This window comes from Antribacter gilvus, from assembly GCF_003946865.1.
In the GTDB taxonomy this organism is placed as follows: Bacteria; Actinomycetota; Actinomycetes; order Actinomycetales; family Cellulomonadaceae; genus Antribacter; species Antribacter gilvus.
In genome coordinates this window covers 139,304-164,016 of sequence record NZ_QXTH01000010.1, presented here as the reverse complement: position 1 = coordinate 164,016, position 24,713 = coordinate 139,304, and the positions used below count along the sequence as shown (strand labels likewise).

The window sequence follows — 24,713 nt, the reverse complement described above, 5'->3', positions numbered from 1 at the left end:
AGAAAGTCGGACTGCGGGCGCTCCAGCCCTGACGGAGCATTTCCGACAGGATAGCCATGGTTCCGGTCGGCTGGGAGAGCCGGCGCTCGCGGAGGCAGACGGCTTATCGCGAGACGATCGAGAGATGCTCGACCGGCGGGAGCCCAGTCAGCGGCCGGTCGTCCCAGGTGTGGTAGTCGAGGTAGGCGAGCACGCCATCGAAAGCGAGCATGATGATCGAGCCGTAGAACGTGCCGTCGCTGTCGGTCACGGCGAGCTCCTGAGCGACGGGACCGTTCGGAATGTCGGCCAAGGGTGGGTCGATCTTCTGCTGCCGGGCGACGATCGTGACTTTGCTGAGCGTCGCTTGCGGGAGTGGAGACTGATCCGCGAGGTCGTGGAGAGCCCTCGTCGGATCGTGGAGGACCTGCCCGGTGCGACGCTGTGGTGCCAGCGTCGCCTGGTGGAGCGGGCGTCGTCGGACCTCGTCCTGAGAGACCTCTCCGAGCACGGCACGGCGAAGAAGGTCCGCAACGCGGCCCGGGAAAAGCTGCGGGGACGGTGGAAAGGGTGGGCATGAGGGAGCGCGGTCGAGTCCCGGCCGGGACGGTGCGGATGCGAAGATCGGACCGTGATGGCCGATGCCTTTGAGTCGCTCTTCTCCCAGCATGTGGCGGAGCCCGCGCGAGCAGTCGGCTTCGAACGATGGGGCAAGCGGTTGTGGTTCGAACGTGACGGACTCAGAGCCGCGCTCCTTCGCACCGAACTGCGTAACGTCTGGCCGTTCGAGCTGACACTCGTCGTCGGACACAGTTGCTTGCGGGATTTCAAGGGCCGCCAACCCGCCCCCAGGTCGGGGTCACCGAGCGAGTATCCGGTCAAGATCAAGCCGTCACAGACCGAGCGGCTGACGACTGGTTACCGATACGTGCCGCACAACCTCGGACGCCCGCCGAGCGATGTCTTGGGCGATGACACCGCCGACGCGCAGCTCCGGCAGATCGGCGCCGCACTTGTCGAACACCTGCCGAGTCTGTCGAGCTGCCTCACCCCGCAGAAGGTTCTGGCGGCGATCCGACGCGACGGCGAGAACGCATGGTGCGAGCAACGCTGGATCGACGATTACAAGACTGAGCTGAGCCGGGGCTCGGCATCCGAGGGTGGATCTCAAGGCTGACGACCAGGTAGCTGTTCCCCGTCTGACGCTCAGAGGGGGAACAGCTACCTGGTCGCCGCGGCCCGCAACGCCAGCGGCCCCTCCGGGACCCGCGACCACCGACACACGGGAAGGCCCCGGAATCCACAGGATTCCGGGGCCTTCCGAGCCGCGAGGCCGAGCGCTACGACTCAGATGTCGTAGTACAGCTCGAACTCGTGCGGGTGCGGCCGCAGACGGATCGGGTCGATCTCGTTGGTCCGCTTGTAGTCGATCCACGTCTCGATGAGGTCCTCGGTGAACACGTCACCCTGCGTGAGGTACTCGTGGTCCTCCTCGAGGCGGTCGAGCACCTCGCCGAGCGAGCCGGGGACCTGCGCGATGTTCGCGTGCTCCTCGGGGGGCAGCTCGTAGAGGTCCTTGTCGACCGGCGCGGCCGGCTCGATGCGGTTCTTGATGCCGTCCAGGCCGGCCATCAGCATCGCGGAGAACGCGAGGTACGGGTTCGACGACGGGTCGGGCACGCGGAACTCGATGCGCTTCGCCTTGGGCGACGTACCCGTGACCGGGATACGGATGCAGGCGGAGCGGTTACGGGCCGAGTAGACCAGGTTGACCGGGGCCTCGAAGCCGGGGACCAGGCGGTGGTACGAGTTCACCGACGGGTTGGTGAAGGCCAGCAGCGACGGGGCGTGCTTGAGCAGGCCACCGATGTACCAGCGGGCCATGTCGGACAGGCCGCCGTAGCCCTTCTCGTCGTAGAACAGCGGCTCGCCGTTCGCCCAGAGCGACTGGTGCGAGTGCATGCCCGAGCCGTTGTCGCCGAAGATCGGCTTCGGCATGAACGTGACCGACTTGCCGGCCTCGAAGGCGACGTTCTTGATGACGTACTTGAACTTCATCAGGTCGTCGGCCGCCGCGAGCAGCGTGCTGAAGCGGTAGTTGATCTCCTGCTGGCCGGCGGTGCCCACCTCGTGGTGCGCGCGCTCGACGTCCAGACCCACCTGGGTCAGCGAGGCGACCATGTCGTCACGCAGGTCGGCGAACCGGTCGGACGGGGAGACGGGGAAGTAGCCGCCCTTGTAACGGGTCTTGTACCCGAGGTTGCCACCCTCCTCGTCGCGCCCGGTGTTCCACACGGCCTCGACGGAGTCGATGCTGTAGAAGCTCTCGTTCGCCGACGTGGAGTAGCGCACGTCGTCGAAGATGTAGAACTCGGCCTCGGGGGCGAAGAACGCGGTGTCCGCGATGCCGGTGGAGGCGAGGTAGGCCTCAGCCTTGGCGGCGATGTTGCGCGGGTCGCGGGAGTACGGCTCGTCCGTGAACGGGTCCACGATCGAGAAGTTCATGACGAGCGTCTTGCGCTTGCGGAACGGGTCCACGAAGGCCGTGGTGACGTCCGGCACGAGCTTCATGTCGGACTCGTGGATCGCCTGGAAACCACGGATCGACGAGCCGTCGAACATCAGGCCGTCCGTGAAGGACGACGCAGAGAACTGCTCGGTCGGGATGTTGAAGTGCTGCATGATGCCCGGCAGGTCAATGAACCGGACATCGACGAACTCCACCCCCTCGTCGCGGGTGAAGGCGATCGCCTCCTCGGCGTTCTTGAACATCAATGCGCTCCTTGCTCGCTCGATGCCCGGGTTCGGGTCGTACCGAACCTAGGGGCCCGTGATTTCTCTGGCGTTACCGAATGTTTCTGTCGGGTTACGCACGTCTCTCCCACGTGTAACGGATAGGAGATGGCGCGGTACGACGTCTGCCAGCCGCCCCCAGAGTGCCAGACCAGAGGACGTGCGGCCCGACGACGTCCGCCTGCCGGACGCGTGGACGGCGCCCCGCTCGGCAGGCAAAGAGCGAGGTAGATCACAGCCAAAGAGCGAGGGCGCCCTCCCGGAGGAGGACGCCCTCGGCACGAGGTGCACCAGGGTCAGCGACCGCGCATGCCCTTGCGGTCCGGACGGGCCCGCGTGGGGTCGATCCCCTTCGGGATCGGGAGCTTGGCCCCGCCGATCGCCTTGAGGCGCTTGGCGACCTCCGCGACCTCCATCTTGGTCAGCGTGGACTTGAGCTTGCGCACCGTGCCGGCGACCTTGGTCAGCGGCACCTGGCCCTCGTCGTTGCCGCACTGGATGACCGTGACGGGCACGTTGGGCAGGATGCGGGACACGCGACGACGCTCGCCCTCGAGGAGCTTGCCGGCACGGTGTGCGGGACCCTCGGACACGAGCACGACGCCGGCGCGGCCGACGCCACGGAACACGAGGTCACGGCTGCGCGGGTCCACCGCGACGGGCTCCTCCTCGAAGTTCCACCCGCCACGGACGGTGCCGAGGGCGGCACGGGCGGCACCCGGCTGGCCCTCGATCTGCGTGTATGCGGCGCGCTCCGCCTTGCGGGAGAGCACGAACATGGCCCCGAGGAGCGCGAAGGGCAGGCCCACGACGAGCGCGTAGATCGGCTGAGAGGCGAGCAGACCGATGGTCAGCGCCACCACGATCACACCGACGAACACCGTGAGCATCAGCCAGGTGACGTTGGGGTCCTGCTTGCGGGTCATCTTGTAGACGGCCCACACCTGGTGATACCAGCGCTGCTTCTTGGGCTTCTTCTGCTTCTGGGTGCCGGCGGGCGCGTCCGCGCGCGAGCCTGCTCCGGACGGGGTTCGGGCCATGGTCCTAAATTCTAGTCGTGTCAGCGTGCCAGGAGGCTCGCCGCCTCCTGGCGGGAGGTGGTGGGCTCGGCGAGGTGTGCGAGCGCCGCGGGCATCTCGAGCCCGCGACGGGTCATGGCCTGCCCCCAGAGGCGGCCGGCCCGGTACGACGAGCGCACGAGCGGCCCCGCCATGACCCCGAGGAAGCCCATCTCCTCGGCGGCCTGCGACAGCTCGACGAACTCCTCGGGGCGCACCCAGCGGTCCACCGGGTGGTGGCGCAGCGAGGGGCGGAGGTACTGGGTGATGGTGATGAGGTCGGTCCCGGCGTCGTGCAGGTCCTGCAGGGCGACCACGACCTCTTCGGTGGTCTCGCCCATGCCGAGGATGAGGTTCGACTTGGTGACGAGGCCGGCCTCGCGGGCGCGGGTGATCACGGAGAGGGAGCGGTCGTAGCGGAACGCCGGACGGATCTGCTTGAAGATCCGGGGGACCGTCTCGACGTTGTGCGCGAGCACCTCGGGACGCGAGTCGTTGACCTCGTCCAGCAGCTCGGGGATCGCGTTGAAGTCGGGGATCAGGAGCTCGACGCCGGTGCCAGGGTTCATCGCGTGGATCTGGCGGACGGTCTCCGCGTAGAGCCACGCGCCGCCGTCGGCCAGGTCGTCACGGGCGACGCCCGTGATCGTCGAGTACCGCAGGCCCATCGTCTTGACCGACTCGGCGACACGACGCGGCTCGTCCGCGTCGAAGTCGGCCGGCTTGCCGGTGTCGATCTGGCAGAAGTCGCAGCGGCGCGTGCACTGGTCACCGCCGATGAGGAAGGTGGCCTCGCGGTCCTCCCAGCACTCGAAGATGTTGGGACAGCCCGCTTCCTCGCAGACCGTGTGCAGGCCCTCGCTCTTGACGAGTCCCTTCATGTCCCGGTACTCCGGGCCCATCGTCGCCCGGGTCTTGATCCACTCGGGCTTCTTCTCGATCGGGGTAGTCGAGTTGCGCGCCTCGATACGCAGCATTCGACGGCCTTCGGGTGCGAGCGTCATGCGGTTCAGACTACGGCAGCAGGGGTGGCCGCCGAAGGCGCTCCGACGGCGTCCGGCGTGGGCTTCGTCACCGCGAGCAGGGGAACAAGGTGCCGTTCGAGGGCGTTCGCCAGCAGCGGCCGCACCTCGTCCACGGTGACCTGGCGGCCGAGCTCCGCGGTGAGCGACGTGACGTCGGCGTCGTCGATCCCGCACGGCACGATCAGGTCGAACGCCGTGAGGTCCGCGTCGCAGTTGAGGGCCAGCCCGTGCATCGTCACGCCCTTGGCGACGCGCGCGCCGATCGCGCAGATCTTCCGCTCCCGCCGGGCACCGGAGCCGACGACGGCGGCGTCCTCCGCGGCCAGCCACACGCCCGAGCGGCCCTCGACGCGCAGGGTCTCGACGCCGAGCTGTGCGCAGACGTCGATCACCGCGTCCTCGAGGGTGCGGATGTACGCGACCACGTCGATGGGGCTCTCCAGAGCGACGATGGGGTACGCCACAACCTGCCCCGGCCCGTGCCACGTGATCTTGCCGCCGCGGTCGACGTCGACCACCACGGTGCCGTCCACGGGGTACTCGTCCTTGCGTGTGCGCCGGCCCGCCGTGTAGACGGACGCATGCTCCAGGAGGAACACCGTGCCGTCCTGCTCGCCGGTCCGGACCGCCTCGTGGGTTCGCCGCTGGAGGTCCCAGCCCTCGTGGTAGTCCACGTGGCCGGTGAGGTGCTGGATGTCCACGGATGCCACCCTACGCCGCCCCGCCGACACCATCGCCACGGCCGTCAGCGCGCAGGCCGATCCACGCGACGAGGCCCCGCACGGTGTGGTCGAACAACGCGTCCCGCTCGCGGACCACGTTGTCGAGCGTCCCGAAGACCTCGAAGCTCACCATCCCGTAGAGCGTCGCCCAGAGAGCGACGGCCCGTACGACGACGGCCGCGGGCACTCCCGGCATCATCTCGCGGACCACGTCGAGGTCGTCCGCGAGGGGAGAGCCGGCCGGGAGGTCGCCGTCGGGCAGGACGAGCCTTCCCGAGGCCCACGCGTCCCCGATGATGCGTCCGAGCACGACGGTGTCCCGGACCGCAGGTCCCACCGTGTCCTGGGGCGCGCTGTACCCCGGCACGGGGGAGCCGTGCAGCAGCGCGTACTCGTGAGGGTGGGCCAGGGCCCAGGTCCGGACGGCGTGGCACACGGCGACGAGGCGGCCCGCGACGTCCTCGGGGTCGACGGCGGCGTCGGACCGCTCGACCGCCTCGCCCACGGCGTCGTACCCGTCGATGATCAGCCGGGTCAGCAGGTCGTCCCGGCTGGGGAAGTAGCGGTACAGCGCCGACGAGACCATGCCCATCTCCCGGGCGACCGCGCGGAGCGACAGCCCGGCGGCCCCGGACGTCGCGAGCTGACCGCGGGCGATGTCGACGATCTCCTGCGTCAGCTCCGCGCGGGCGCGGGCACGGGCGGTGCTGCTCGAGCTCATGCGAGCAGCGTACAAGAGCGGTGCGCAGAAGCGAGAGCGGTGCTCTTGACACGGACCGGAGCCAGGCGAGAGCATTGCTCTCGAACGAGAGCGCCAGTCACAACTGAGGAGTCGATATGGGCAAGCACGTCGTCGTCGGAGCCGGGCAGGTCGGGGCGCACGTCGCCGTGCGGCTCGCGGAGCAGGGGCACGAGGTGGTGCTCGTCAGCCGCTCCGGCTCAGGGCCGGACCACCCGGGAGTCCGGCGGAAGAGCGCCGACGCGGCCGACGGCGCGGCGGTCGCGGCCCTCGCCCGAGGCGCGGACACCCTCTACAACTGCGTCAACCCGGCCTACCACCGCTGGCTCACCGACTGGCCGCCGGTGGCGGCCGGGCTCCTCAGGGCCGTGGAGGCGACGGGTGCCGGCTACGTGATCCTCGGCAACCTGTACGTGTACGGGCCGCCGTCGGGCCCCATGGCGGAGGACCACGCGATCGCGCCGTCGAGCGCCAAGGCCGCGGTACGGGCCCGCCTGTGGGACGACGCGCTCGCGGCGCACGAGGCCGGCCGCGTCCGAGCGACCGAGCTGCGTGCGTCCGACTACTTCGGGCCCGGCTGCCTGGACCAGTCGCACCTGGGGGACCGGTTCGTGCCCCCGCTGCTCGCCGGCCGGCCGGCCCGCCTCGTCGGTGACCCCGACCAGCCGCACTCGTGGTCGTACGTGCCCGACGTCGCGGCCGCCCTGGTCGCCGCAGGCACCGGCGACCGGGCCTGGGGCCGGGCCTGGCACGTCCCGACCGGACCGGCGACGACCTACCGGGCGATGGCCGAGCGGCTGTGCGAGATCGCGGGAGCGCCCGCATCGCGCGTCGGCTCTGTCCCGGGATGGCTCGTCGGGCTCGTCGGCGTCGCCTCGCCCATGATGCGCGAGCTGCGGCACGTGCGGTACCAGTTCGACCGGCCGTTCGTCGTGGACTCGGCCCGCTCCCAGGAGGCGCTCGGCCTCACGCCCACGCCGCACGACGACGCGCTCGCGGCCACCGTCGCCTGGTGGCGCGACCGGGCGTGAACCGCGTCAGGACGACGTGCGGGACGGCAGGGGCTCTGCCGGGCAGCTGAGGAGCACGTCTTCCATGGCGTCGCGCTCCGCCGGGGTGACCCACAGGTCGTAGGTCGCCTTGACGGCGATCTGCCGGGCCACGTAGGGGCACTGGTAGGCCTGGTTGTCGGGCAGCCACTGCGACGCGTCCTTGGCACCCTTGCCCATGTTCGCCGGCCCGTCGGACGCCACGAGGTTGAGCGGGTCGTTCGCGAACTCGACGCGCTTGTCGCGGTCCCAGTCCTGCGCGCCGGTGGTCCACGCGTTCTTCAGCGCCACGATGTGGTCGATCTGGACCGCGCCCGACTCCTTGCCGCGCCGGAAGTCGATCGCGGTGCCGGTGTACGGGTCGTCCAGCCTGCCGGACGCCACCTCGCACGACGAGCCGGACGAGTACGCGATGTCCTCGAGGTCGCGCTGCAGGATGTCGTTGCGGGTGTCGCACCCGTTGTCGTCGACGTCCTGCCACGAGCTCCCGAAGTCGCGCTCCCGGTCGTAGCCGTCCTCCGGGGCGGGCTCCTGGACGGGGAGCTCCAACAGCGTGTCCAGGGCGCCACCGGCGGCCGGATCTGCCGCCGGGGTGTCGTCCTGACGGGACTGGAAGGCCATGTTGCCGAGGAGGATCGCTGCGGCCACGAGGACGAGGACGAGCTGGAGCAGCTTGCGCTTGCCGACCTTCGGAGTGGTGCGGAGCCGGTCGGGGTGGACCCGGGCGGGCTCACGACCTGTGCTCGCCGTGCTGTCCTTCTTGCCCGTCCGTGTGGAGCTCACGAAGATCTTCATCCCGTCTTAACACGACAAACCGAGTGATGTGCGATATGCGCGGCCCATTGTGCCAGTACCGGGAGAAGCGTCAAGCAACGGGCATCCCGGGCGGTCTCGCGGGGTGAACTGGCCGGGACTCGGGCACGATGGGCAGATGACACTGCGGATGGCGATCGTCGGGTACGGGGGAGCGGGCAGGCAGATCCATGCCCGGCTGGCGCGTGAGGCGGGCATGAGCGTCACAGCCGTGGTGACCCGGGACCCCGGGCGCCGGGTGCAGGCCGCGGGGGACTGGCCGGGAGCCCGGCTCCATCCCGACCTCACGAGCCTCCTCGCCGACCCGAGCGCGTACGACCTCGTCGTGATCGCCAGCCCCAGCGGCTCCCACGCGGAGCACGCGGCACAGGTCGCGGCGTCCGGCGTGCCGTTCGTCCTCGACAAGCCCATCGCGACCACCGCGGCAGAGGCACGCCGTGTCGTCTCCGCGGCCGCCTCCACCGGCACTCCCTTCACGGTGTTCCAGAACCGCCGCTGGGACCCCGAGCAGCTGACCCTCGTCGGGCTGCTGCGCCGGGGAGAGCTCGGCGACGTGCACACGTTCGAACGGCACTGGGAGCGCTGGCGGCCCCGGCCCCAGCAGCGCTGGAAGGAGAACGACCTCTCCGGCGGCGGCCTCCTCCTCGACCTCGGCCCCCACCTCGTGGACTCCGCCACCCGCCTGTTCGGCAGGGTGCAGTCCGTGTCCGCCGAGCTCCGCGCCCTGAGCACGCCCACCGAGGACGACGTGTTCCTCGTGCTGCACCACGCGCCCGGCGGAGGCGTTGCCGCGTCGCCGCAGGCCGTCGTCTCCCGGCTGTGGGCCGGCTCGCTCGTCGGAGCACCCGGCCCGCGCACCCGCGTGCTCGGATCCGGCGGGGCGTACCTGGTCACCTCGTTCGAGGCAGACGCCTCGCCCTTCGAGGTGCTCGACGAGACCGCGCCCGAAGGCACCCACGGCTGGCTCACCCGGGGGCGCGAGCGCACCCCCGTCCCCGCCGCCCCCGGCAGCCACGCCGACTTCTACCGGGCCGTCGAGGAATGGCTGACGGGCGACGGCCAGATCCCCGTCGAGCCGGCCGACGCCGTCCGCACCGCCGAGGTGCTCGACGCCGCCCGCGTCTCGGCCAAGGAGGGGCGGACCGTCCCGGTCTGACCGGGGACCTGTGGACGACCACGAGCGGGATCCGTCCGCACGGGGTGGGATGGACTCGTGCACCCGACCGATCCCGACGCCCCGCTCCCGCAGCACGTCCCCGCGATCCCGTCCGAGCTGGTCCGCGTCGTCATCCCGGCCGAGGCCGTCGATCGGGATGCCCTCGTCCACCGGCTCGAGACGCTCCGCGCGCTGGAGCACCCGAGCCTCGCACCGGTGGTCGGCGTGGTTCCGCACGGACCCGAGGCGCTCGAGGTGCGCATCGCCCGCCCCGACGCGACAGACCTGCCCACAGCCTTGGCCGCGCGCAGTCCGCTGACCCCGGCCGAGGCGTCCGGCGTGGTGGTCGCGGTCGCACAGGCGCTCGCGGCCCTGCACTCCGCCGGGCTGACGCAAGGCCCGGTCCGGGCCGAGGACGTGCTTCTGCGGCCCGACGGCTCGGCCCTCCTCCGCCCGCGGCTCGCCCCGCCCGACGGCCCTCTGACGACCCCCGCGGACGACGTGCGGTCCCTCGCCGGTCTCGTGGGCGGTCTCGTGGGCGGCGTCGTGGGCGGCGTCGTGGCGACGGGCGCCGCGCCAGGGCTGGAGGCGGAGCTCGCGCGTGCCGCCGCACCGGATCCTCGCGACCGGCCCGAGGCGGGGACGCTCGCGGCACGGGTGCACCAGGCGGTCGCTCCTGAGCCGGTCCGAGTTCCCGAGGCGTCGGCTCTTGTGTGCGTCGCGCTGACCGGGCAGCATCCGGTCGTGGCGCCTCGTGCGGAGGCCAGCGGGCTCTGGCGTCGTCGGCGGGCGACGCTCCCCGTCTCGCCGGACGGTGGAGGGCGACGGACGGCCCGCGGCGCCCGCGCTCCGGGGCGGGCGGTGTGGGGGCGTGCGGCGCCGGGTCTGGCGGTGCCGAGGACGGCAGGGCTGCGGCAGGCGGGGACGGCGGGGCCGGGTACGACCGGGCCGAGCCCGGCCGCACGCTCCCGTCGCGCCTCGCGCGGCACCGTCCTCGCGGCGGTCGCCGTGGTGGTGGGCCTCGCCTCGGGCCTGGGTGCCGGGGCCCTCACCTCGGCCGCGGTGCCCGGGGCCGGCACGGTGCCCGACGGCGGTCCTGGGGCGCCTCAGGCGGCCGCCTCGCCGCACCCGCAGGACCCGGCGGGCGGCGCCCCGGTGGCCCCGGCGGGCGGCGCCCCGGGGCCGCGGTCCGTAGCCGGTCGCGCCTCGGTGCCCACAGCGCCCGCGGACGACCCGACGCTCGACCCGACGCTCGACCCGGCGCTCGACCCGGCCGACCCGCAGGCCGCGGCGACCGAGCTGACCCGGCGGCGGATGGCCCTCCTCGCCGGCGACGGGAGCGACGCGGCACGCGTGCACGTGCCCGGTACGGCCGCGCACGCGGCAGACATGGCCCTGCTGGCCGAGCTCAGCACCACAGGGACCCGGGTCGTGGGCGCGACGGTCGAGGTGGTCTCCGCAGAGGCGGCCGCCGAACCGGGGGAGCTGGCGCCGGACCCGGAGGCGGGAGCGGCGCAGGCGGCGGCGGCCGGAGCGACGGACAGGGCGACGGACAGGGCGACGGTCCGCGTCAGGTACGTCGTCGGCGCGCACATCCAGGTCGCGGCGGACGGTGTCGAGACCGCCGTGCCCGGTTCGGGCGTGCGGACCGCCACGCTCACCCTCGCCTGGACCGCGTCCGGCTGGCGGGTGGCGGCGGTCGCGTGAGCGGGGCGGGCCGGTGCCCGGTCAGCCCTCGGCGACCCAGCGCGCGGCCGACTCGAGCGTCGGGTGCTCCCAGCGGAAGCCGGCCGCCTCCAGCACGGCGGGGACCGCACGCTGGGACCGGAGCAGGTCGTCCGCGAACTGGCCTACTGCGACACGGAGGGCGATGCGGGGGACGGGGAGCACCGCCGGCCGGTGGAGGGCGCGTGCGACCGCCCGCACCACCTGGGCGTTGGTCGCAAGGTCGGGAGCCACGGTGTTCACGGGCCCAGCGAGCGGGTGCTCGATGGCGTACCGGAAGACGGCGAGCTCGTCGGGCAGCGTGATCCACGGCCACCACTGACGGCCGGAACCCAGCGGGCCGCCCAGCCCGAGCCGGATCAGCGGCAGGAGCCGGCCGAGCGCGCCACCCCGGGGAGCGAGCACGATGCCGCTGCGCAGGTGGGCCACGCGGACCCCAGCCTCGGCGGCGGGCTCCGCCGCGGACTCCCAGGCCTTCACGACGTCCGCGAGGAAGTCGTCGCCACGCGAGGAGGTCTCGGTGAGCGTCTCGTCGCCACGGTTGCCGTAAGCGCCGATGCCCGTGGACTGGACCAGCACGCCGGGCTCGTCGAGCGACGCCAGCGTGCGGGCGAGCAGACCGGTGGTGGCGACCCGGGACCGCAGGATCTCGCGCCGGTACGCGGGCGTCCACCGGCGGTCGCCGATCCCGGCGCCCGCGAGGTTGACGACGGCGTCGGCGCCTTCGAGTGCCGCGGGGGAGAGGTCGCCGGCGTACGGGTCCCAGGGCAGGTCCACGACGGTCCCGCGGGCGACGACGCCAGGGCCACGAGTCGAGCCGGCGGCGGTCGACCCCGCAGCGGGCGACCCGGCCGTCGACCCCGCAGCGGGCGACGCGGCCGTCGACCCCGCAGCGGGCGACCCGGCAGTTGGCGACCCGGCAGCGGGAGCCGGGCTCCGCCGTCGGGCGGCGCTGCCCGGACGGACCAGGCGGCGCACGTCGTGGCCGCGTGCGAGGAGGTCCGCCACGAGGGCGGACCCGATGAAACCGTGCGACCCCGCGACGACCACGTCCATGCCGCGAACCTACCCGAGCCCCACCCCAAAGTTGTCAGAAGCTCTCCGGCGTACGCCGGAGAGCTTCTGACAACTCGTGCGAGGTGCTACCCGAGGGTCAGAGACCGACCTCGGACTCGAACGCGCCCTCCTCGATGCGGGCCTTGATGGCCGTGAGGAAGCGGGCGGCGTCGGCGCCGTCGACCAGACGGTGGTCGTACGAGAGGAACAGGTACGCCATCGAGTGGATCGCGATGGTCTCTTCGCCGTCCGCCGTGGTGACGACGACCGGCTTCTTCGTGATGGTGCCGGTGCCGAGGATCGCGACCTGTCCGCCCGGGACGATCGGCGTGTCGATGAGCGCGCCGCCCGAGCCGGTGTTCGTGATCGTGAAGGTGCCGCCGGACAGCTCGTCCGGGCCCACCTTGTTGTCGCGCGTACGACCGGCCAGGTCCTGGATCTGACGAGCGATGCCCGCCAGGTTCAGGTCGCCCGCGTTCTTGATGACCGGGACCACCAGGCCACGCTCGGTGTCGACGGCGATGCCCACGTTCTCGGAGCCGTGGTAGGTGATCTCGCCCTTCTCGGGGTCGATGCTCGCGTTGATCTTCGGGAACGCCTTGAGCGCCTCGATGGCGGCCAGCGTGTAGAAGGGCAGGAACGTGAGGTTCGCGCCCTCGCGCGCCTTGAACGACTCCTTGGCCTTCGCACGGAGCCTGGCGACCTTGGTGACGTCCACCTCGACCACCGTGGTGAGCTGGGCCTGGGTGTGCAGGGCCTCGACCATCCGCTCGGCGACGATCTTGCGCAGACGCGACATCTTCTCGGTGGTCCCGCGCAGCGGGGACACCTCGAGCTTGGTCGCGGGAGCCGACGCCGGAGCCTGGGCGGCTGCGGCCGGTGCGGCCTTGGCCTCGGCGGCCGCGAGGACGTCCTCCTTGCGGATGCGTCCGCCCACGCCGGTGCCGGTGACCGTGGCCAGGTCGACGCCCTTCTCGGCGGCGAGCTTGCGGACCAGCGGCGTCAGATAGGTGCCGCCGGAACGGCCGGCGTCCGACGCTGCGGGAGCGGCCGGGGCCGCGGGAGCCGGGGCAGGAGCGGCAGGAGCCGGAGCCGGCTCCGGCGGACCGACCGGGGCCGGCGCGGGAGCCGCGACCGGCTCCGGCTTCTCCTCGGCGACGGGCTCAGGGGCCTTCTCGGCGGGGGCCTTCTCGGCCGGAGCGGGGGCCGGGGCGGCCGGGGCGGCGGGAGCCGCCGCACCGGAGCCGACGACGGCGAGGACGGCGCCGACGGCGACCGTCTCGTCCTCCTGGACGCGGATCTCCTGCAGGGTGCCCGCGACGGGCGACGGGATCTCGGTGTCGACCTTGTCGGTGGAGACCTCGAGCAGGGGCTCGTCCACGGCGACGTCGTCGCCGACGGCCTTGAGCCAGCGGGTGACGGTGCCCTCGGTGACGGACTCGCCCAGGGCGGGGAGCTTCACCTCGGTGCCCTCGCCGGAACCGGACTCCGCCGCGGGGGCGGGCTCGGCGGCCGGTGCGGGCTGCTCGGCGGGTGCGGCCGGGGCGGGCTCCGGCTCCGGCTCGGCGGCCGGGGCGGGTGCCTCGGCGGCGGGCTCGGGCTCGGCGGGGGCAGGGGCCGACGCGCCGGCGCCGCTACCGATGACGGCAAGGGTGGCGCCGACCTCGACGGTCTCGTCCTCCTCGACGAGGATCTGCTCGAGGACGCCCGCGATGGGCGACGGGATCTCGGTGTCGACCTTGTCGGTCGACACCTCGAGCAGGGGCTCGTCCACGGCGACGGTGTCGCCGACCTGCTTGAGCCAACGGGTGACAGTGCCCTCGGTGACGGACTCGCCGAGGGCCGGCAGCTGCACGTTCTCAGACATGACCTGCGGGGTCTCCTTTGTCGTTAGGGTCAGTTGTGGGCGTGCAGAGGGCTGCCGGCCAGAGCCATGTGCGCCTCTCCGAGTGCCTCGTTCTGGGTGGGGTGTGCGTGGACGAGCGAGGCGACGTCCTCGGGGAACGCCTCCCAGCCCACGATCAGCTGGGCCTCGCCGATCAGCTCGCCCACGCGCGAGCCGATCAGGTGCATGCCGACCACCGGGCCGTCCTTGCGGCGCACGAGCTTGGCAAAACCCTGGGTGCCCAGGATCTTGCTCTTCCCGTTGCCGGCGAGGTTGTACTCGAGGGTCTCCACACTGTCCGCACCGTACAGCTCCTGCGCGCGGGCCTCCGTGATGCCCACGGAGGCGACCTCGGGCTCGCAGTAGGTGACGCGCGGGACGGTGGCCTCGTCGAGGGGTGCAGGGTCCTGCCCGGCGATGCGCTCGGCGACCTGGATGCCCTGGGCGAAGCCACGGTGCGCCAGCTGGAGGCCGGGGACGATGTCGCCCACCGCCCAGACGTTGCCCACGCCCGTGTGCAGCCGCTCGTCGGTGACCACGAAACCGCGGTCGAGCCGGACGCCCTGCTCCTCGAGGCCGATCCCCACCGTGCGGGGGCCGCGTCCGACGGCGACGAGCAGCAGCTCCGCGTCGAACGTCGCGCCGGACTCCAGGGACACGTGCACGCCGGAGTCGTCCTGCTTCGCCTGGGCGAAGCGGTCGCCGAGGGTGAACGTGATGCCGCGCTTGCGGAAGGCGCGCTCGAGCGCCTTGGAGAGCGCCACGTCCTCGTTCGGGACGAGGTGGGGGAGCGCTTCGATGACGTGCACGTCGGCGCCGAAGGAGCGCCAGACGCTCGCGAACTCGACGCCGATGACGCCGCCGCCGAGCACCACGACCGACGACGGCACGTGGCCGAGGCGGAGCGCCTGGTCGGACGTGACGACGTGGCCGCCGATCTCGAGACCGGGGAGCGTGCGCGGGTACGAGCCGGTCGCCAGGACCACGTGCCGCCCGGTGTACCGCGTGCCGGACACCTCGACGGCGTCGGGCGCGACCAGCACGCCGTGGCCCTCGACGAGCGTGACCTTGCGTGAGGCGACGAGGCCCTGGAGGCCCTTGTACAGCCCGTCCACGACAGAGTCCTTGTAGGCGTTGACCGCCGGCATGTCGATGCCGTCGAGCGTGGCGTTCACCCCGAACCGCTCGCTCTCGCGGGCGGCGTCGGCCACCTCCGCGGCGTGCAGCAGCGCCTTGGTGGGGATGCAGCCCTGGTGCAGGCACGTGCCGCCGAGGCGGCTCTCCTCGATCAGGGCCACCGTGAGGCCCAGCTGGGCGGCCCGCAGCGCCGTCGAGTACCCGCCGCTACCACCGCCGAGCACGACGACGTCGAAGGTGGTGGCGTCGGCCGTCTCGGCCTGTACCGTCGTCGGCACCTAGCAGCTCCTCGTCCTCGTCCGAGGTGCCCGGGCGGCGTGGGTACACGCGCCGAGCACCGCATGCCATCTTGACACCTCAGGAGGCCTGTCCCCAATCGCAGCGGCCCTTCGAGCGCTGTGACGAAGGGGACAACTGCTCCCGCGGGTGACGAATGTCACGACGCTCGGCGTTCTGTCAGACGTCGCGGGTAGTCTTCCGACATGCCCCGCCAGGCCAGATACTCGCTCGCGCGCTTCTTCCAGCGACGCTCGCCCGACTCGCCGCGACCGGCGTCGACGCCGGACTCGCGGCGCGAGACCGAGGCGCACCTGCGTGATTTCGTGGCGACGCGCACGGGGGTCGAGGCGTACGTGGAGCCGGCTCACTCACAGATGCCGGCGACCCTGCTCCTGATCGCGACCTCCGGGGAGTGGACTCGTCGCCGCGTCCCGGACGAGCGCGCCGCGTTCGACCTGGGTCACGCCCTCGGCGTCCCCGTGTACAACGTGCGCTTCACGGGCTACCCGCAGCGCATGCGCGACTGGACCAGCGCGCAGCGCAAGAAGGACTGAGACAGGAACCGCCGGGGTAGTGCCCCCGTCGGACGGAGGCACTACCCCGGCGGAACCGGCCGGCCGGGGTAGTGGTGCTACAGGCCGGCCTTGGCCTCCAGGAAGCCGAGCATCGTCCGCACGCCCACGCCCGTCCCGCCCGTCGGCGTGTAGCCGTGCCCGCCCTTCTCGTTGTAGGCCGGGCCCGCGATGTCGAGGTGCGCCCACGGCGTGGAGCCCACGAAGGTGCGGAGGAAGACGCCCGCCGCGAGCATGCCGCCCCAGCGCTCGCCCACGTTGGCGATGTCGGCGACCTTGGACTTGAGCCCGCCCGCGAGCTCCTCGGGGAGCGGCATGGGCCAGAACAGCTCGCCCGTCGCGTCGGCGGCGGCCTTGACGGCGTCGCGCACGTCCTCGGTGCCCATGACCGCGGAGGTGCGGTTGCCGAGCGCCACCATCTGCGCGCCGGTGAGGGTGGCGATGTCGAGAACCACGTCGTGGCCGTCCTCGACGGCGGAGACGAGGCCGTCCGCCATGACCAGGCGGCCCTCGGCGTCGGTGTTCAGGACCTCGACGGTCTTGCCGCCGAAGATCGTGATGACGTCGCCCGGGCGTGTCGCGTTGCCGCTGGGCATGTTCTCGGCCAGGCAGAGGTAGCCGGTCACCGCGACGGGCAGACCGAGGCGGGCCGCGGCGAGCACGGTGTGCAGCACCGCGGCGGCCCCGGCCATGTCCGACTTCATGGCGTCCATGCCCGCGGCCGGCTTGATGGAGATGCCGCCGGTGTCGAACGTGATGCCCTTGCCCACGAGCGCGACCTTCGCCGTCGGCTTCGCGGGCGTGTAGGCGACCTTGACGAGGCGAGGACCGCGGGCCGAGCCCTGGCCCACCCCGGTCAGGCCGCCGTAGCCACCTGCCGCGAGCTGCTTGTCGTCGAGGACCGTCAGCTTGATGCCGCGGGCGCCGAGGTCCTTGACGGCCGCCTTCGCGGCGTCGGCGAACGCGGCCGGGAACAGGTCGTTCGGGGCGGTGTTCACGAGGTCGCGCACGCCGTGCACGGCGTCGGCGAGAACGGTCGCGCGATCCACGGCGGCCTTGGCCCGCGCCGACCGCGTCAGCGGCGTCACGACCTCGAGCGCGCCGACCGGCGCCTTGGGGGCGTTCTTCGCGTCGTCCTTGCCGGACGTGCGGTACCGGGTGAACGCGTAGGCGCCGAGCAGGGCGCCCTCCACGACGGCGGCGAGCTCGTCCTCGTCCGCGGCGGGCAGCGCGAGGACCGCCAGGTCCAGCCCCGCGAGCTCGCGCGTGGCGGCGCCGGCCGCACGGCGCAGCGTCTCGGGGTCGAACGTGCCGTCCTCGGCGCGCTCGCCCAGGCCGGTCAGCACGAGGACGCCTGCCTTGACGCTCGTGCCGGCGGGGAGCTTGCGCACCTCGTCGCGTGCGCCGGTGATGCCGAGCTGCGGCGCGAGCGACTCGAGCTCGGTCACGAGGTCGGCGGGCAGCTGGTCGGCGACGATCGCGACGCCGTCGGACGTCTGCGCCGTCGCGACCACGAGCACGTCGGCCCGGACGGTGGTGGGATTCTTGCTGGAGAGGGTCACGTCGGTCACGAGAGCGATGCTATCCCGCGGCACCTGTCGGGCCGGATCCGCGACGGACGTCCCGGCCGGACGCCCGCGCCGGTTCAGGCCGGACGCCCGCGCCGGTTCCGGCCGGCGGGCGCTCGATTCCGGCCGGGCGGCGGCCGGGCGGTAGTCTGCGGGCGTGGTCCTTCCCCTTCTCCTCCTCGTGGTCGCGCTGTGCGCGGCGCTCGCCGGATGGGCTGTCTGGTTCGTGGTCCGCGACCGCGCGGTGATCCTCAACCAGCTCTGGGGCGGGGCCGTGATCGAGGCCCTGCTGCTGGTCCAGGCGGTGGTTGCCGCGGTGGCCGGCGCACGGGGCGAGGGTGAGGGCGACCCGCTCCTGTTCTGGGGCTACCTCGCGACCACGCTGGTGATCCTGCCGGTGGCGGCGGCCTGGGCGTTCGCCGAGCGGACGCGCTGGAGCTCGGTCGTGCTCGCCGTCGCGTGCCTGACGGTGGCCTTCCTCGAGTGGCGGATGTGGCAGATCTGGACGGGAGCGTGACGGTGGAGCAGCACTCCGGGCGGACCGGTCGCGGCCTGGGCCGCGTCCTCGTGACCGTCTACGGGATCCTCGCGTTCGCCGCGACCGGCCGGTCCACGTTCGTGCTCGTCACCAAGTTCTCCGAGGCGCCCGTGGCGTACTCGTTGTCCACCCTCGCCGCGCTCGTCTACATCCTGGCTACCGTCGCCCTCGCGCTCGGGGGCCGTGGCTCGTGGCGCGCCGTCGCGTGGGCTGCCGTGAGCGTCGAGGCTGTCGGCGTCGTGACGGTGGGCACGCTCTCCCTGCTGGACCCGGCTGCGTTCGGCGAGTCCACCGTGTGGTCCAGGTACGGTCAGGGCTACGGGTTCGTCCCTCTCGTCCTGCCGTTCGTGGGTCTGTGGTGGCTGTGGCGCACGCGCCCACGGAGCGCGGACGCGTTCCCCGATGCGAAGGAGGCAGTGTGAGCCTGCCGTACTCCCTGCTGTTCAACACGGTCTTCAAGCGGATGGACCCGGAGCAGGCCCATGAGCTGGCGTTCGGCCTGATCGAGCGGTTCGGCGGGATCCCCGTGGTGCGGGACGTGGTGCAGGGCGCGCTCGCCCCCTACCTCGGCGCCGGGATCGGCGGGCACGGCTCGGTCCGGGTGTTCGGCCGCATCGTCCCGGCCCCCTTCGGGCTGGCCGGCGGGTTCGACAAGAACGCGCGGGCGGTGCGCGGTCTGACCGTGCTCGGCTTCGGCTTCGTTGAGATCGGCACGGTCACCGCGCACGCCCAGCCGGGCAACGAGAAGCCGCGCATGTGGCGCGAGCTCGACGTCCGCGGCGTCCGCAACCGGATGGGCTTCAACAACGAGGGCGCGGCGGCCGCCGCCCAGCGGCTCCGCACGCTGCGGTCCACGGCGGCGGGGCGGGCGATCATCGTCGGCGCCAACATCGGCAAGACCAAGGCGACGCCGGCGGAGGACGCGCCCGCCGACTACGCGGCGTCGGCCCGGCTGCTGGCCCCCTGGGCCGACTACCTGGTCGTCAACGTGTCGTCCCCCAACACCCCCGGCCTGCGGGACCTGCAGGCCACCTCGTCCCTGCGCCCCATCCTCGAGGCGGTCCGGGCCGCGGCCGACGACGCCACGATGACGGCCGTCGGCGGCCGCCGCACCCCGCTGCTCGTCAAGATCGCGCCCGACCTCGCCGACGACGACGTGGACGAGGTCGCCGACCTGGCCCTCGAGCTCGGGCTCGACGGCGTCGTCGCGGTGAACACCACGATCGGCCACGACCGCGGGGAGGGTGGGCTCTCGGGCCCGGTCCTGCGGGCCCGCGGCCTCCAGGTGGTGTCACGGCTGCGCGCCCGCCTCGGCGAGGGGGCCGTGATCATCGGCGTCGGCGGCATCACCACGGCCGACGACGTCCGCGCCTACCTCCGCGCGGGAGCCGACCTCACGCAGGGGTACACGTCGTTCATCTACGAGGGCCCGTTCTGGGCGGCTCGTATCAACCGCGCCCTGACCCGGTCCGCCGGGTCCGCCGCGAGCGGGAGGCACGAGTGATCCGCCCTCAGTGGGAGTGGGCCCTGGACGACGCCGAGGGGCGCACCCTGACCGAGCCCCTCACGCCCGTCTTCACCGCCCAGTACGACGCCGAGCAGTGGCTCGGCGAGCACTGGCGTCCCCTCGCGGAGGCCGGTGCTGTCGTGGCACGCCTGCTGCACGACGGGAACCAGGCGACGCCCCCGGTGGAGCTCCGGACGCCGTAGCGGTCCCGATCACTCGAGGTCGGCCAGCGCCGCGGCGACGGTCGCACGGTCCGAGTCGCTCAGGTCCGAGGCCGCCAGCCCCTCCAGCTCGTTCCGGGCAGCGGCCTCGGTAGCCGCGTCCTCGAGGCGCACCGCCAGCTCGACCAGGAAGGCGAGCGCGGGCACGCGCTCGGCGAGCGGCGCGTCAGGCGTCCGCCGGAGCGCCCCGTCGAGCACCTTGCTGGCCTGCGCCTCGTCGCCGTGGGAGTCCGCCAGCACGACGGCGCTGTCCAGCGCCCGGGCGACCGGACCGCCGTCGGACCGGGTCCAGGGAGCGGTGGCGTTCTCGTTCGAGGTGACCGCGGCGCCGTCGGCGGGGCCGGGGGCGCGGCTCACGCGCACCCAGTTGCCCGCGGGGTCCACGAGGCTGAAGCCCGAGAGCCCGCCGTTGTTCGCCCGGCGGCGCGGCCGGGTCATGCGCGGGAGTCCCGAGACGGGTACCTTCCCGTGCTGAGCCCGGAGGCCCGCGGCGAAGAGCTCGTAGAGCGGCTCGGTGTCGGTGACGGCGATCGCGCACGTGGAGTGGCTCTGCTCCGGGTCCCAGCCGGGGAGGCCGTAGTACTGCAGGGCGATCGCGCCCCGTTCCAGAGCGATGAACGGGTTGGGCCGGGTCTGGCGGTAGGCGAGGCTGAGTCCGAGCTGCTGCCAGAAGGCGGCGAGCTCGTCGACGTCCCCGCACGGGAGCATCGGGACCATCCGGGCGGAGGCGGCGACGTCGTCCACGGTCATCCCGCAACCCTACGGGGCGGGGGTCGGGTACCGTCGAGGCATGCCCCAGCTCGTCGCCCCGACCGTCAGCCTGCGCGGGTCCTGGCTCGAGGCACAGGCCGAGTGGGAGCCCGGCGCGCACATGGACGGCGCCGGACTCCGCTCCGGCGACGACGTGCGCACCGAGTCCGGGTTCGCCACCTGGGTGGACCGCCTGCAGGCGGCGGGCCCGGCCGCGCCCGACCGCGAGACCCCCACCACCTACTGGTGGGTGGCCGACGGCGACACCTATCTCGGCGCCGTCGAGCTCCGGCACCACCTCGACGCCTTCCTCCTGGATGCGGGCGGTCACGTCGGCTACAGCGTGCGTCCCTCCGCCCGACGGCGCGGCGTGGCCACCTGGGCGCTCGGCGCCGCCCTCGACGAGGCGGAGTCCCGGGGGATGCGGCGTGTGCTCGTGACGTGCGCCGCGCGGAACACCGGCTCTGCGCGGGCGATCGAGCGGAACGGCGGCGTGCTGGAGGACGTGCGCCGGACGGCGACGGGGCGCGTGCGCCGCTACTGGGTGGAGCGCGGCCCGCTGTGATCCGACGAGCTACCGAACGGCCGGGCCGCGTCCGGCCACCCGGTCCCACGCGCGGGCCAGGGCCGGGACCGCGAGCGCCAGCTCCTCCGTGGTGCGCGTGTAGGTGAGGCGGACCCGGTCGCGGGCCGACCCGTCGGGCGTGAAGACCGGGCCGGCGTTCACGAGGACGCCTTCCGCGCCGGCCGCGGCGGTGAAGGCCTGAGCCACGGGCAGCCCGAGGTCCACCCACAGGCAGAGGCCGCCGGGCGGCGTAGGGACGTGCCACCCGGGGAGCGCGTCGCGGAGCAGGGCCACGGTGGTGTCGCGGCGCTCCCGCAGCCCCGCCAGACGTCCCGGCAGCAGCTCCTCGCGGCGGCCGAGCAGCTCGATGACGGCGAGCTGTTCGAGTACCGCCGTGGCGATGTCCATGGACTGCCGGGTCCGGGCGAGCCGGGCCACGACCTGTACGTCGGCGCGTACCCAGCCGACGCGGAGCCCTCCCCAGAACGTCTTCGACGCCGACCCGACGGTCACGAGGTGCGGCGACGTGCCGTCGCCGGCGAACGGGTCGGTGATCGCCGCGGCCGGGTCGATGGCGAGCTCGGTGAGGGTCTCGTCGCCCACGACGGTGACGCCGTACCGGTCGGCGAGGGCGCGCACGGCTGCTCGCCGGTCGGGGTCGAGGGACGCGCCGGTCGGGTTGTGGAAGTCGGGGACGAGGTAGACGAGCCGTGGCCGGGTCTGTCGCACCGCCGACTCCAGCTGCTCCACGTCCCCGACCGGGACGCCGACGAGACGGCCGCCCGCCCGTCGCAGCGCCTCCATCGCGTGGTAGTAGGTGGGCGACTCGACGACGACCGGGTCGCGCTGCCCCACGAACGTCTGCGCGAGCAGGGTGATCGCCTGCTGCGCGCCGGTCGTGACGAGGATCTGGTCCGCGGTCGTGGGGACTCCCCGCTCGCGGTACCGGGAGGCGATCGCCTCCCGCAGCGGCTCGATCCCGAAGTGCGCGTACCCGCCGGTCCCGAGGTAGGCGGGCAGCGCCTCCAGGGCGCGGGCGAACGCGTCGTGCAGGGCGGGCGGGGCGGCGGGGGTGGCCTGCGCCAGGTCGAGGAGGTCGTCGGGACCCGTGCCCAGGGAGCCGGTGCGCAGGGCAGCGGCCTGCCCGGCCGACGCCGCCCGCCCGGCCGACGCCGCCCGCCCGGCCGCCGCAGCGGGTGCGGCGCCCTCCCGACCCGGGCGGACGCCGTCGGGCAGCGTGCCGCGCGGGTCCTGGGCGGGCGCGTCACCGGCGACGGGGCGCGGGGCGAGCGTCCGGAACCCGCCACGCGGGAGGACCGCCACCGTCCCGGAGCCGACGCGGCTCACGGCGAAGCCGAGCTCCCGCAGGCGCGCGTACGCGGCGGCGGTCGTGGTGCGCGAGACGCCGAGCGCCGACGCGAGCTCGCGCTCGCTGGGCAGGCGGGTCAGCGGCGCGAGGGTGCCGGCGAGGACCGCGGCGCGGAGCGCGTCGGCGAGGGCGAGGTACGCCGGGCCGCCCGCGTGCCAGCCCGCGAGGAGGCGGGTGGCGCCTGCGGGGGAGAGGTGGCGCAGGGCCGTGTCGGTGGGGGAGCGGGTGGCCATGGGGCCACTCTGCGCGGATTGGCTATGGATAGCAAGGCCAATGGCGGGGGAGGGTGAGGCCATGACCGACCTCGCCAGCACCTCGGCCCTCGCCGACGACGACCAGCCCGCGCCGCCCGCGCCGCCCGCGCCGCCCGCGGCCGCCGCGCCGCCGCCGCCCCCAACGGCCGTCCCGGCCGCGGCGCCCGCCCCGCCCATGTCGACCGTCCGCCGCGGAGTCCAGCTGATCGTCGGCCTGCTCGGCTACACCCTCTCCATGGCGATGATGATCCACGCCGGCCAGGGCGGGATGCCCTGGGACGTGCTGCACCAGGGGGTGGTCCGGAGCACCGGCCTGCCGTTCGGCGTCGTCGTCGCCGGGGCTAGCGTCCTGGTGCTGCTGGCCTGGATCCCGCTGCGGCAGCGGCCCGGCATCGGCACGGTGGCGAACGTGGTGGTGATCAGCGTCGCCGTCGACCCGGCGCTCGCGGTCGTCCGGGCGGTGGTCCCGGATCCCAGCCTGGTCGCCGCGGTGGCGCTGGCCCTCGGGGGTGTGGTGCTCAACGGCGTGGCGACGGCCGCCTACATCGGCGTGCGCCTCGGGCCGGGTCCGCGCGACGGGCTGATGACGGGGATCATCGCGCGGACGGGGTGGCCGGTCCGGGCCGTGAAGACCGCCATCGAGGTGACCGTGGTGCTCGCGGGCCTGGTGCTCGGCGGGACGTTCGGCTGGGCCACCGTGGTGTACGCGCTGGGCGTCGGCGTGGTGGTGCAGGCGGCGGTGCGGTTCGTCGCGCCGCAAGGGCTGGCGACGGTCCGCCGGTAGGTCGCGGGCGGGTCCGCCGGCGCCTACCGGCGCGCCCACCGTCACCCACGGCGGACCCGCCGCCCGGCCTCGAAGACGGTTCGATTCGTTTCGATCGGTCGTCGTAGGGTGTGTCCATGCCCAATTACCGCTACCTCGGCAACAGTGGTCTCAAGATCTCGGAGATCACCTACGGCAACTGGATCACCCATGGCTCGCAGGTGGAGAACGACGTCGCGACGCAGTGCGTCCGCGCCGCGCTCGACGCCGGCATCACGTCGTTCGACACGGCCGACGTGTACGCGAACACGAAGGCGGAGCAGGTCCTCGGCGACGCACTGAAGGGAGAGCGGCGCGAGTCGCTCGAGATCTTCACGAAGGTGTACTGGCCGACCGGCCCCGGCGGTCCCAACGACACCGGCCTGTCGCGCAAGCACATCATGGAGTCGATCAACGGGTCCCTGACCCGCCTCGGCACCGACTATGTGGACCTGTACCAGGCCCACCGCTACGACACCGAGACCCCGCTCGAGGAGACGATGCAGGCGTTCGCCGACCTCGTGCGCCAGGGCAAGGTCCTCTACGTCGGCGTCAGCGAGTGGACCGCCGACCAGCTCCGCGCCGGCCACGCGCTGGCGAAGGACCTGGGCTTCCAGCTCATCTCCTCGCAGCCGCAGTACTCGATGCTGTGGCGCGTCATCGAGGACGAGGTCGTCCCGGCCTCGAAGGAGCTCGGCATCTCGCAGATCGTCTGGTCGCCCATGGCCCAGGGCGTGCTCTCCGGAAAGTACCTGCCGGGTCAGCCGGCGCCGGCGGGGTCGCGCGCCACGGACGAGAACGGTGGCGCCCGGTTCATCCAGCGCTTCATGGCCGACGACGTGCTGACCGCCGTGCAGGCGCTCAAGCCGATCGCGGCCGAGCTGGACCTCTCGATGGCCCAGCTGTCGATCGCCTGGGTGCTGCAGAACGAGAACGTCGCCGCGGCGCTCGTGGGCGCGTCCCGCCCGGAGCAGGTCGCGGAGAACGTCAAGGCCTCCGGCGTGGTCATCCCGGCGGAGCTCATGGCGAAGATCGACGAGGTGCTCGGCGGCGTCGTCGAGCGGGACCCCGCCAAGACGGCCGAAGGCGCGCCGAAGGCCCGCGTGGCCTGACCCGACGACGATGCCGAGGTGGTGCGTCCGTCCGGTCTT

General features: G+C 73.1%; 26 protein-coding genes. 13 read left to right on the top strand and 13 right to left on the bottom strand.

The window, feature by feature from the left end; all coding sequences use genetic code 11:
• Positions 1–103: 103 nt before the first annotated feature.
• Positions 104–250: a hypothetical protein gene (locus D1350_RS24175; RefSeq protein ID WP_206074590.1), complete on the bottom strand. Its 147-nt coding sequence runs from the start codon at positions 248–250 to the stop codon at positions 104–106.
• A 126-nt stretch (positions 251–376) separates the two neighbouring features.
• Between D1350_RS24175 and D1350_RS24170 the strand changes: the two genes are divergently transcribed.
• Both D1350_RS24170 and D1350_RS17855 read left to right on the top strand, forming a co-directional pair.
• Positions 377–559, top strand: a complete 183-nt coding sequence (locus D1350_RS24170; protein ID WP_206074589.1) for a hypothetical protein — start codon at positions 377–379, stop codon at positions 557–559.
• A gap of 51 nt (positions 560–610) precedes the next feature.
• On the top strand, positions 611–1,156 hold the full coding sequence (locus tag D1350_RS17855; protein ID WP_125777390.1) for a hypothetical protein: 546 nt from the start codon (positions 611–613) through the stop codon (positions 1,154–1,156).
• Between the two features lie 170 nt (positions 1,157–1,326).
• Here the strand turns inward: D1350_RS17855 and glnA are convergent, their stop codons facing one another.
• The 5 genes from glnA to D1350_RS17830 all read right to left on the bottom strand — a co-directional run bounded on the left by glnA (position 1,327) and on the right by D1350_RS17830 (position 6,298).
• On the bottom strand, positions 1,327–2,751 hold the full coding sequence (glnA, locus tag D1350_RS17850) for a type I glutamate--ammonia ligase (protein WP_125777389.1): 1,425 nt from the start codon (positions 2,749–2,751) through the stop codon (positions 1,327–1,329).
• Between the two features lie 317 nt (positions 2,752–3,068).
• Positions 3,069–3,812, bottom strand: coding sequence for a DUF4191 domain-containing protein (locus D1350_RS17845; RefSeq protein WP_125777388.1), 744 nt, complete (start codon positions 3,810–3,812; stop codon positions 3,069–3,071).
• Positions 3,813–3,832: 20 nt separating this feature from the next.
• Entirely contained in the window at positions 3,833–4,834 is a 1,002-nt protein-coding gene (gene lipA, locus D1350_RS17840; protein WP_125777387.1) for a lipoyl synthase, read from the bottom strand.
• 5 nt (positions 4,835–4,839) lie between these two features.
• Positions 4,840–5,589 carry a lipoyl(octanoyl) transferase LipB gene (gene lipB, locus D1350_RS17835; protein WP_125777442.1) on the bottom strand — a complete coding sequence of 250 codons (750 nt, stop codon included), beginning with the start codon at positions 5,587–5,589 and terminating at the stop codon, positions 4,840–4,842.
• Positions 5,567–6,298 (bottom strand): TetR/AcrR family transcriptional regulator, encoded by a 732-nt coding sequence (locus tag D1350_RS17830; protein WP_125777386.1) that lies wholly within the window; start codon positions 6,296–6,298, stop codon positions 5,567–5,569. Before D1350_RS17830 ends, lipB begins: the two co-directional genes overlap by 23 nt.
• A gap of 116 nt (positions 6,299–6,414) precedes the next feature.
• Here D1350_RS17830 and D1350_RS17825 point away from each other — a divergent pair, with 116 nt between their 5' ends.
• Complete coding sequence (locus tag D1350_RS17825; protein WP_125777385.1) at positions 6,415–7,347, top strand: NAD-dependent epimerase/dehydratase family protein; 933 nt, start codon at positions 6,415–6,417, stop codon at positions 7,345–7,347.
• A gap of 6 nt (positions 7,348–7,353) precedes the next feature.
• Here D1350_RS17825 and D1350_RS17820 read toward each other — a convergent pair whose 3' ends face one another.
• Positions 7,354–8,148, bottom strand: a complete 795-nt coding sequence (locus D1350_RS17820; RefSeq protein WP_240644180.1) for an HNH endonuclease family protein — start codon at positions 8,146–8,148, stop codon at positions 7,354–7,356.
• 148 nt (positions 8,149–8,296) lie between these two features.
• Between D1350_RS17820 and D1350_RS17815 the strand changes: the two genes are divergently transcribed.
• Together D1350_RS17815 and D1350_RS17810 are read left to right on the top strand one after the other, a co-directional pair.
• The gene (locus D1350_RS17815; RefSeq protein WP_125777383.1) at positions 8,297–9,334 is read left to right on the top strand and encodes a Gfo/Idh/MocA family oxidoreductase; all 1,038 of its coding nucleotides are present in this window, start codon (positions 8,297–8,299) and stop codon (positions 9,332–9,334) included.
• A 57-nt stretch (positions 9,335–9,391) separates the two neighbouring features.
• Complete coding sequence (locus D1350_RS17810) at positions 9,392–11,041, top strand: hypothetical protein (RefSeq protein WP_125777382.1); 1,650 nt, start codon at positions 9,392–9,394, stop codon at positions 11,039–11,041.
• Positions 11,042–11,062: 21 nt separating this feature from the next.
• Here the strand turns inward: D1350_RS17810 and D1350_RS17805 are convergent, their stop codons facing one another.
• The 3 genes from D1350_RS17805 to lpdA all read right to left on the bottom strand — a co-directional run bounded on the left by D1350_RS17805 (position 11,063) and on the right by lpdA (position 15,415).
• Positions 11,063–12,115 carry a TIGR01777 family oxidoreductase gene (locus tag D1350_RS17805; RefSeq protein WP_125777381.1) on the bottom strand — a complete coding sequence of 351 codons (1,053 nt, stop codon included), beginning with the start codon at positions 12,113–12,115 and terminating at the stop codon, positions 11,063–11,065.
• A gap of 97 nt (positions 12,116–12,212) precedes the next feature.
• Positions 12,213–13,982 (bottom strand): 2-oxoglutarate dehydrogenase, E2 component, dihydrolipoamide succinyltransferase, encoded by a 1,770-nt coding sequence (gene sucB / locus D1350_RS17800; RefSeq protein ID WP_125777380.1) that lies wholly within the window; start codon positions 13,980–13,982, stop codon positions 12,213–12,215.
• Between the two features lie 29 nt (positions 13,983–14,011).
• Complete coding sequence (gene lpdA / locus D1350_RS17795) at positions 14,012–15,415, bottom strand: dihydrolipoyl dehydrogenase (RefSeq protein WP_125777379.1); 1,404 nt, start codon at positions 15,413–15,415, stop codon at positions 14,012–14,014.
• 204 nt (positions 15,416–15,619) lie between these two features.
• Here lpdA and D1350_RS17790 point away from each other — a divergent pair, with 204 nt between their 5' ends.
• Positions 15,620–15,970 carry an oxidoreductase gene (locus D1350_RS17790; protein ID WP_125777378.1) on the top strand — a complete coding sequence of 117 codons (351 nt, stop codon included), beginning with the start codon at positions 15,620–15,622 and terminating at the stop codon, positions 15,968–15,970.
• 77 nt (positions 15,971–16,047) lie between these two features.
• Here the strand turns inward: D1350_RS17790 and D1350_RS17785 are convergent, their stop codons facing one another.
• A complete protein-coding gene (locus tag D1350_RS17785; protein WP_125777377.1) occupies positions 16,048–17,559 on the bottom strand; it encodes a leucyl aminopeptidase in 1,512 nt (503 codons plus the stop codon).
• Positions 17,560–17,713: 154 nt separating this feature from the next.
• Here D1350_RS17785 and D1350_RS17780 point away from each other — a divergent pair, with 154 nt between their 5' ends.
• The 4 genes from D1350_RS17780 to D1350_RS17765 are packed head-to-tail and all read left to right on the top strand — an operon-like array spanning position 17,714 to position 19,804.
• Positions 17,714–18,073 carry a hypothetical protein gene (locus D1350_RS17780; protein ID WP_125777376.1) on the top strand — a complete coding sequence of 120 codons (360 nt, stop codon included), beginning with the start codon at positions 17,714–17,716 and terminating at the stop codon, positions 18,071–18,073.
• Positions 18,058–18,516, top strand: coding sequence for a hypothetical protein (locus D1350_RS17775; RefSeq protein WP_125777441.1), 459 nt, complete (start codon positions 18,058–18,060; stop codon positions 18,514–18,516). The genes D1350_RS17780 and D1350_RS17775 overlap by 16 nt, the downstream gene beginning before the upstream one ends.
• Positions 18,513–19,598 carry a quinone-dependent dihydroorotate dehydrogenase gene (locus D1350_RS17770; protein WP_125777375.1) on the top strand — a complete coding sequence of 362 codons (1,086 nt, stop codon included), beginning with the start codon at positions 18,513–18,515 and terminating at the stop codon, positions 19,596–19,598. Before D1350_RS17775 ends, D1350_RS17770 begins: the two co-directional genes overlap by 4 nt.
• The gene (locus D1350_RS17765; protein WP_125777374.1) at positions 19,595–19,804 is read left to right on the top strand and encodes a hypothetical protein; all 210 of its coding nucleotides are present in this window, start codon (positions 19,595–19,597) and stop codon (positions 19,802–19,804) included. Before D1350_RS17770 ends, D1350_RS17765 begins: the two co-directional genes overlap by 4 nt.
• A 9-nt stretch (positions 19,805–19,813) precedes the next feature.
• On the opposite strand, the gene D1350_RS17760 is transcribed toward D1350_RS17765, so the two are convergent.
• A complete protein-coding gene (locus tag D1350_RS17760) occupies positions 19,814–20,572 on the bottom strand; it encodes a VOC family protein (RefSeq protein WP_206074588.1) in 759 nt (252 codons plus the stop codon).
• A 40-nt stretch (positions 20,573–20,612) separates the two neighbouring features.
• Here D1350_RS17760 and D1350_RS17755 point away from each other — a divergent pair, with 40 nt between their 5' ends.
• Positions 20,613–21,137 (top strand): GNAT family N-acetyltransferase, encoded by a 525-nt coding sequence (locus D1350_RS17755; protein ID WP_125777373.1) that lies wholly within the window; start codon positions 20,613–20,615, stop codon positions 21,135–21,137.
• 9 nt (positions 21,138–21,146) lie between these two features.
• Here the strand turns inward: D1350_RS17755 and yczR are convergent, their stop codons facing one another.
• A complete protein-coding gene (yczR, locus tag D1350_RS17750; protein ID WP_125777372.1) occupies positions 21,147–22,739 on the bottom strand; it encodes a MocR-like transcription factor YczR in 1,593 nt (530 codons plus the stop codon).
• Positions 22,740–22,800: 61 nt separating this feature from the next.
• Here yczR and yczE point away from each other — a divergent pair, with 61 nt between their 5' ends.
• Together yczE and D1350_RS17740 are read left to right on the top strand one after the other, a co-directional pair.
• The gene (gene yczE / locus D1350_RS17745; RefSeq protein ID WP_338068185.1) at positions 22,801–23,544 is read left to right on the top strand and encodes a membrane protein YczE; all 744 of its coding nucleotides are present in this window, start codon (positions 22,801–22,803) and stop codon (positions 23,542–23,544) included.
• Between the two features lie 116 nt (positions 23,545–23,660).
• The gene (locus D1350_RS17740) at positions 23,661–24,674 is read left to right on the top strand and encodes an aldo/keto reductase family protein (RefSeq protein ID WP_125777371.1); all 1,014 of its coding nucleotides are present in this window, start codon (positions 23,661–23,663) and stop codon (positions 24,672–24,674) included.
• Positions 24,675–24,713: the final 39 nt, after the last annotated feature.

Excerpts from the sequence above, each read along its gene's own strand:
- glnA (WP_125777389.1), bottom strand. The coding sequence starts at position 2,751 with ATGTTCAAGAACGCCGAGGAGGCGATCGCCTTCACCCGCGACGAGGGG.
- D1350_RS17845 (WP_125777388.1), bottom strand. The coding sequence starts at position 3,812 with ATGGCCCGAACCCCGTCCGGAGCAGGCTCGCGCGCGGACGCGCCCGCC.
- lipA (WP_125777387.1), bottom strand. The coding sequence starts at position 4,834 with ATGACGCTCGCACCCGAAGGCCGTCGAATGCTGCGTATCGAGGCGCGC.
- lipB (WP_125777442.1), bottom strand. The coding sequence starts at position 5,589 with ATGGTGTCGGCGGGGCGGCGTAGGGTGGCATCCGTGGACATCCAGCAC.
- D1350_RS17830 (WP_125777386.1), bottom strand. The coding sequence starts at position 6,298 with ATGAGCTCGAGCAGCACCGCCCGTGCCCGCGCCCGCGCGGAGCTGACG.
- D1350_RS17825 (WP_125777385.1), top strand. The coding sequence starts at position 6,415 with ATGGGCAAGCACGTCGTCGTCGGAGCCGGGCAGGTCGGGGCGCACGTC.
- D1350_RS17815 (WP_125777383.1), top strand. The coding sequence starts at position 8,297 with ATGACACTGCGGATGGCGATCGTCGGGTACGGGGGAGCGGGCAGGCAG.
- D1350_RS17805 (WP_125777381.1), bottom strand. The coding sequence starts at position 12,115 with ATGGACGTGGTCGTCGCGGGGTCGCACGGTTTCATCGGGTCCGCCCTC.
- sucB (WP_125777380.1), bottom strand. The coding sequence starts at position 13,982 with ATGTCTGAGAACGTGCAGCTGCCGGCCCTCGGCGAGTCCGTCACCGAG.
- D1350_RS17790 (WP_125777378.1), top strand. The coding sequence starts at position 15,620 with ATGCCCCGCCAGGCCAGATACTCGCTCGCGCGCTTCTTCCAGCGACGC.
- D1350_RS17760 (WP_206074588.1), bottom strand. The coding sequence starts at position 20,572 with ATGACCGTGGACGACGTCGCCGCCTCCGCCCGGATGGTCCCGATGCTC.
- D1350_RS17755 (WP_125777373.1), top strand. The coding sequence starts at position 20,613 with ATGCCCCAGCTCGTCGCCCCGACCGTCAGCCTGCGCGGGTCCTGGCTC.
- yczR (WP_125777372.1), bottom strand. The coding sequence starts at position 22,739 with ATGGCCACCCGCTCCCCCACCGACACGGCCCTGCGCCACCTCTCCCCC.
- yczE (WP_338068185.1), top strand. The coding sequence starts at position 22,801 with ATGACCGACCTCGCCAGCACCTCGGCCCTCGCCGACGACGACCAGCCC.
- D1350_RS17740 (WP_125777371.1), top strand. The coding sequence starts at position 23,661 with ATGCCCAATTACCGCTACCTCGGCAACAGTGGTCTCAAGATCTCGGAG.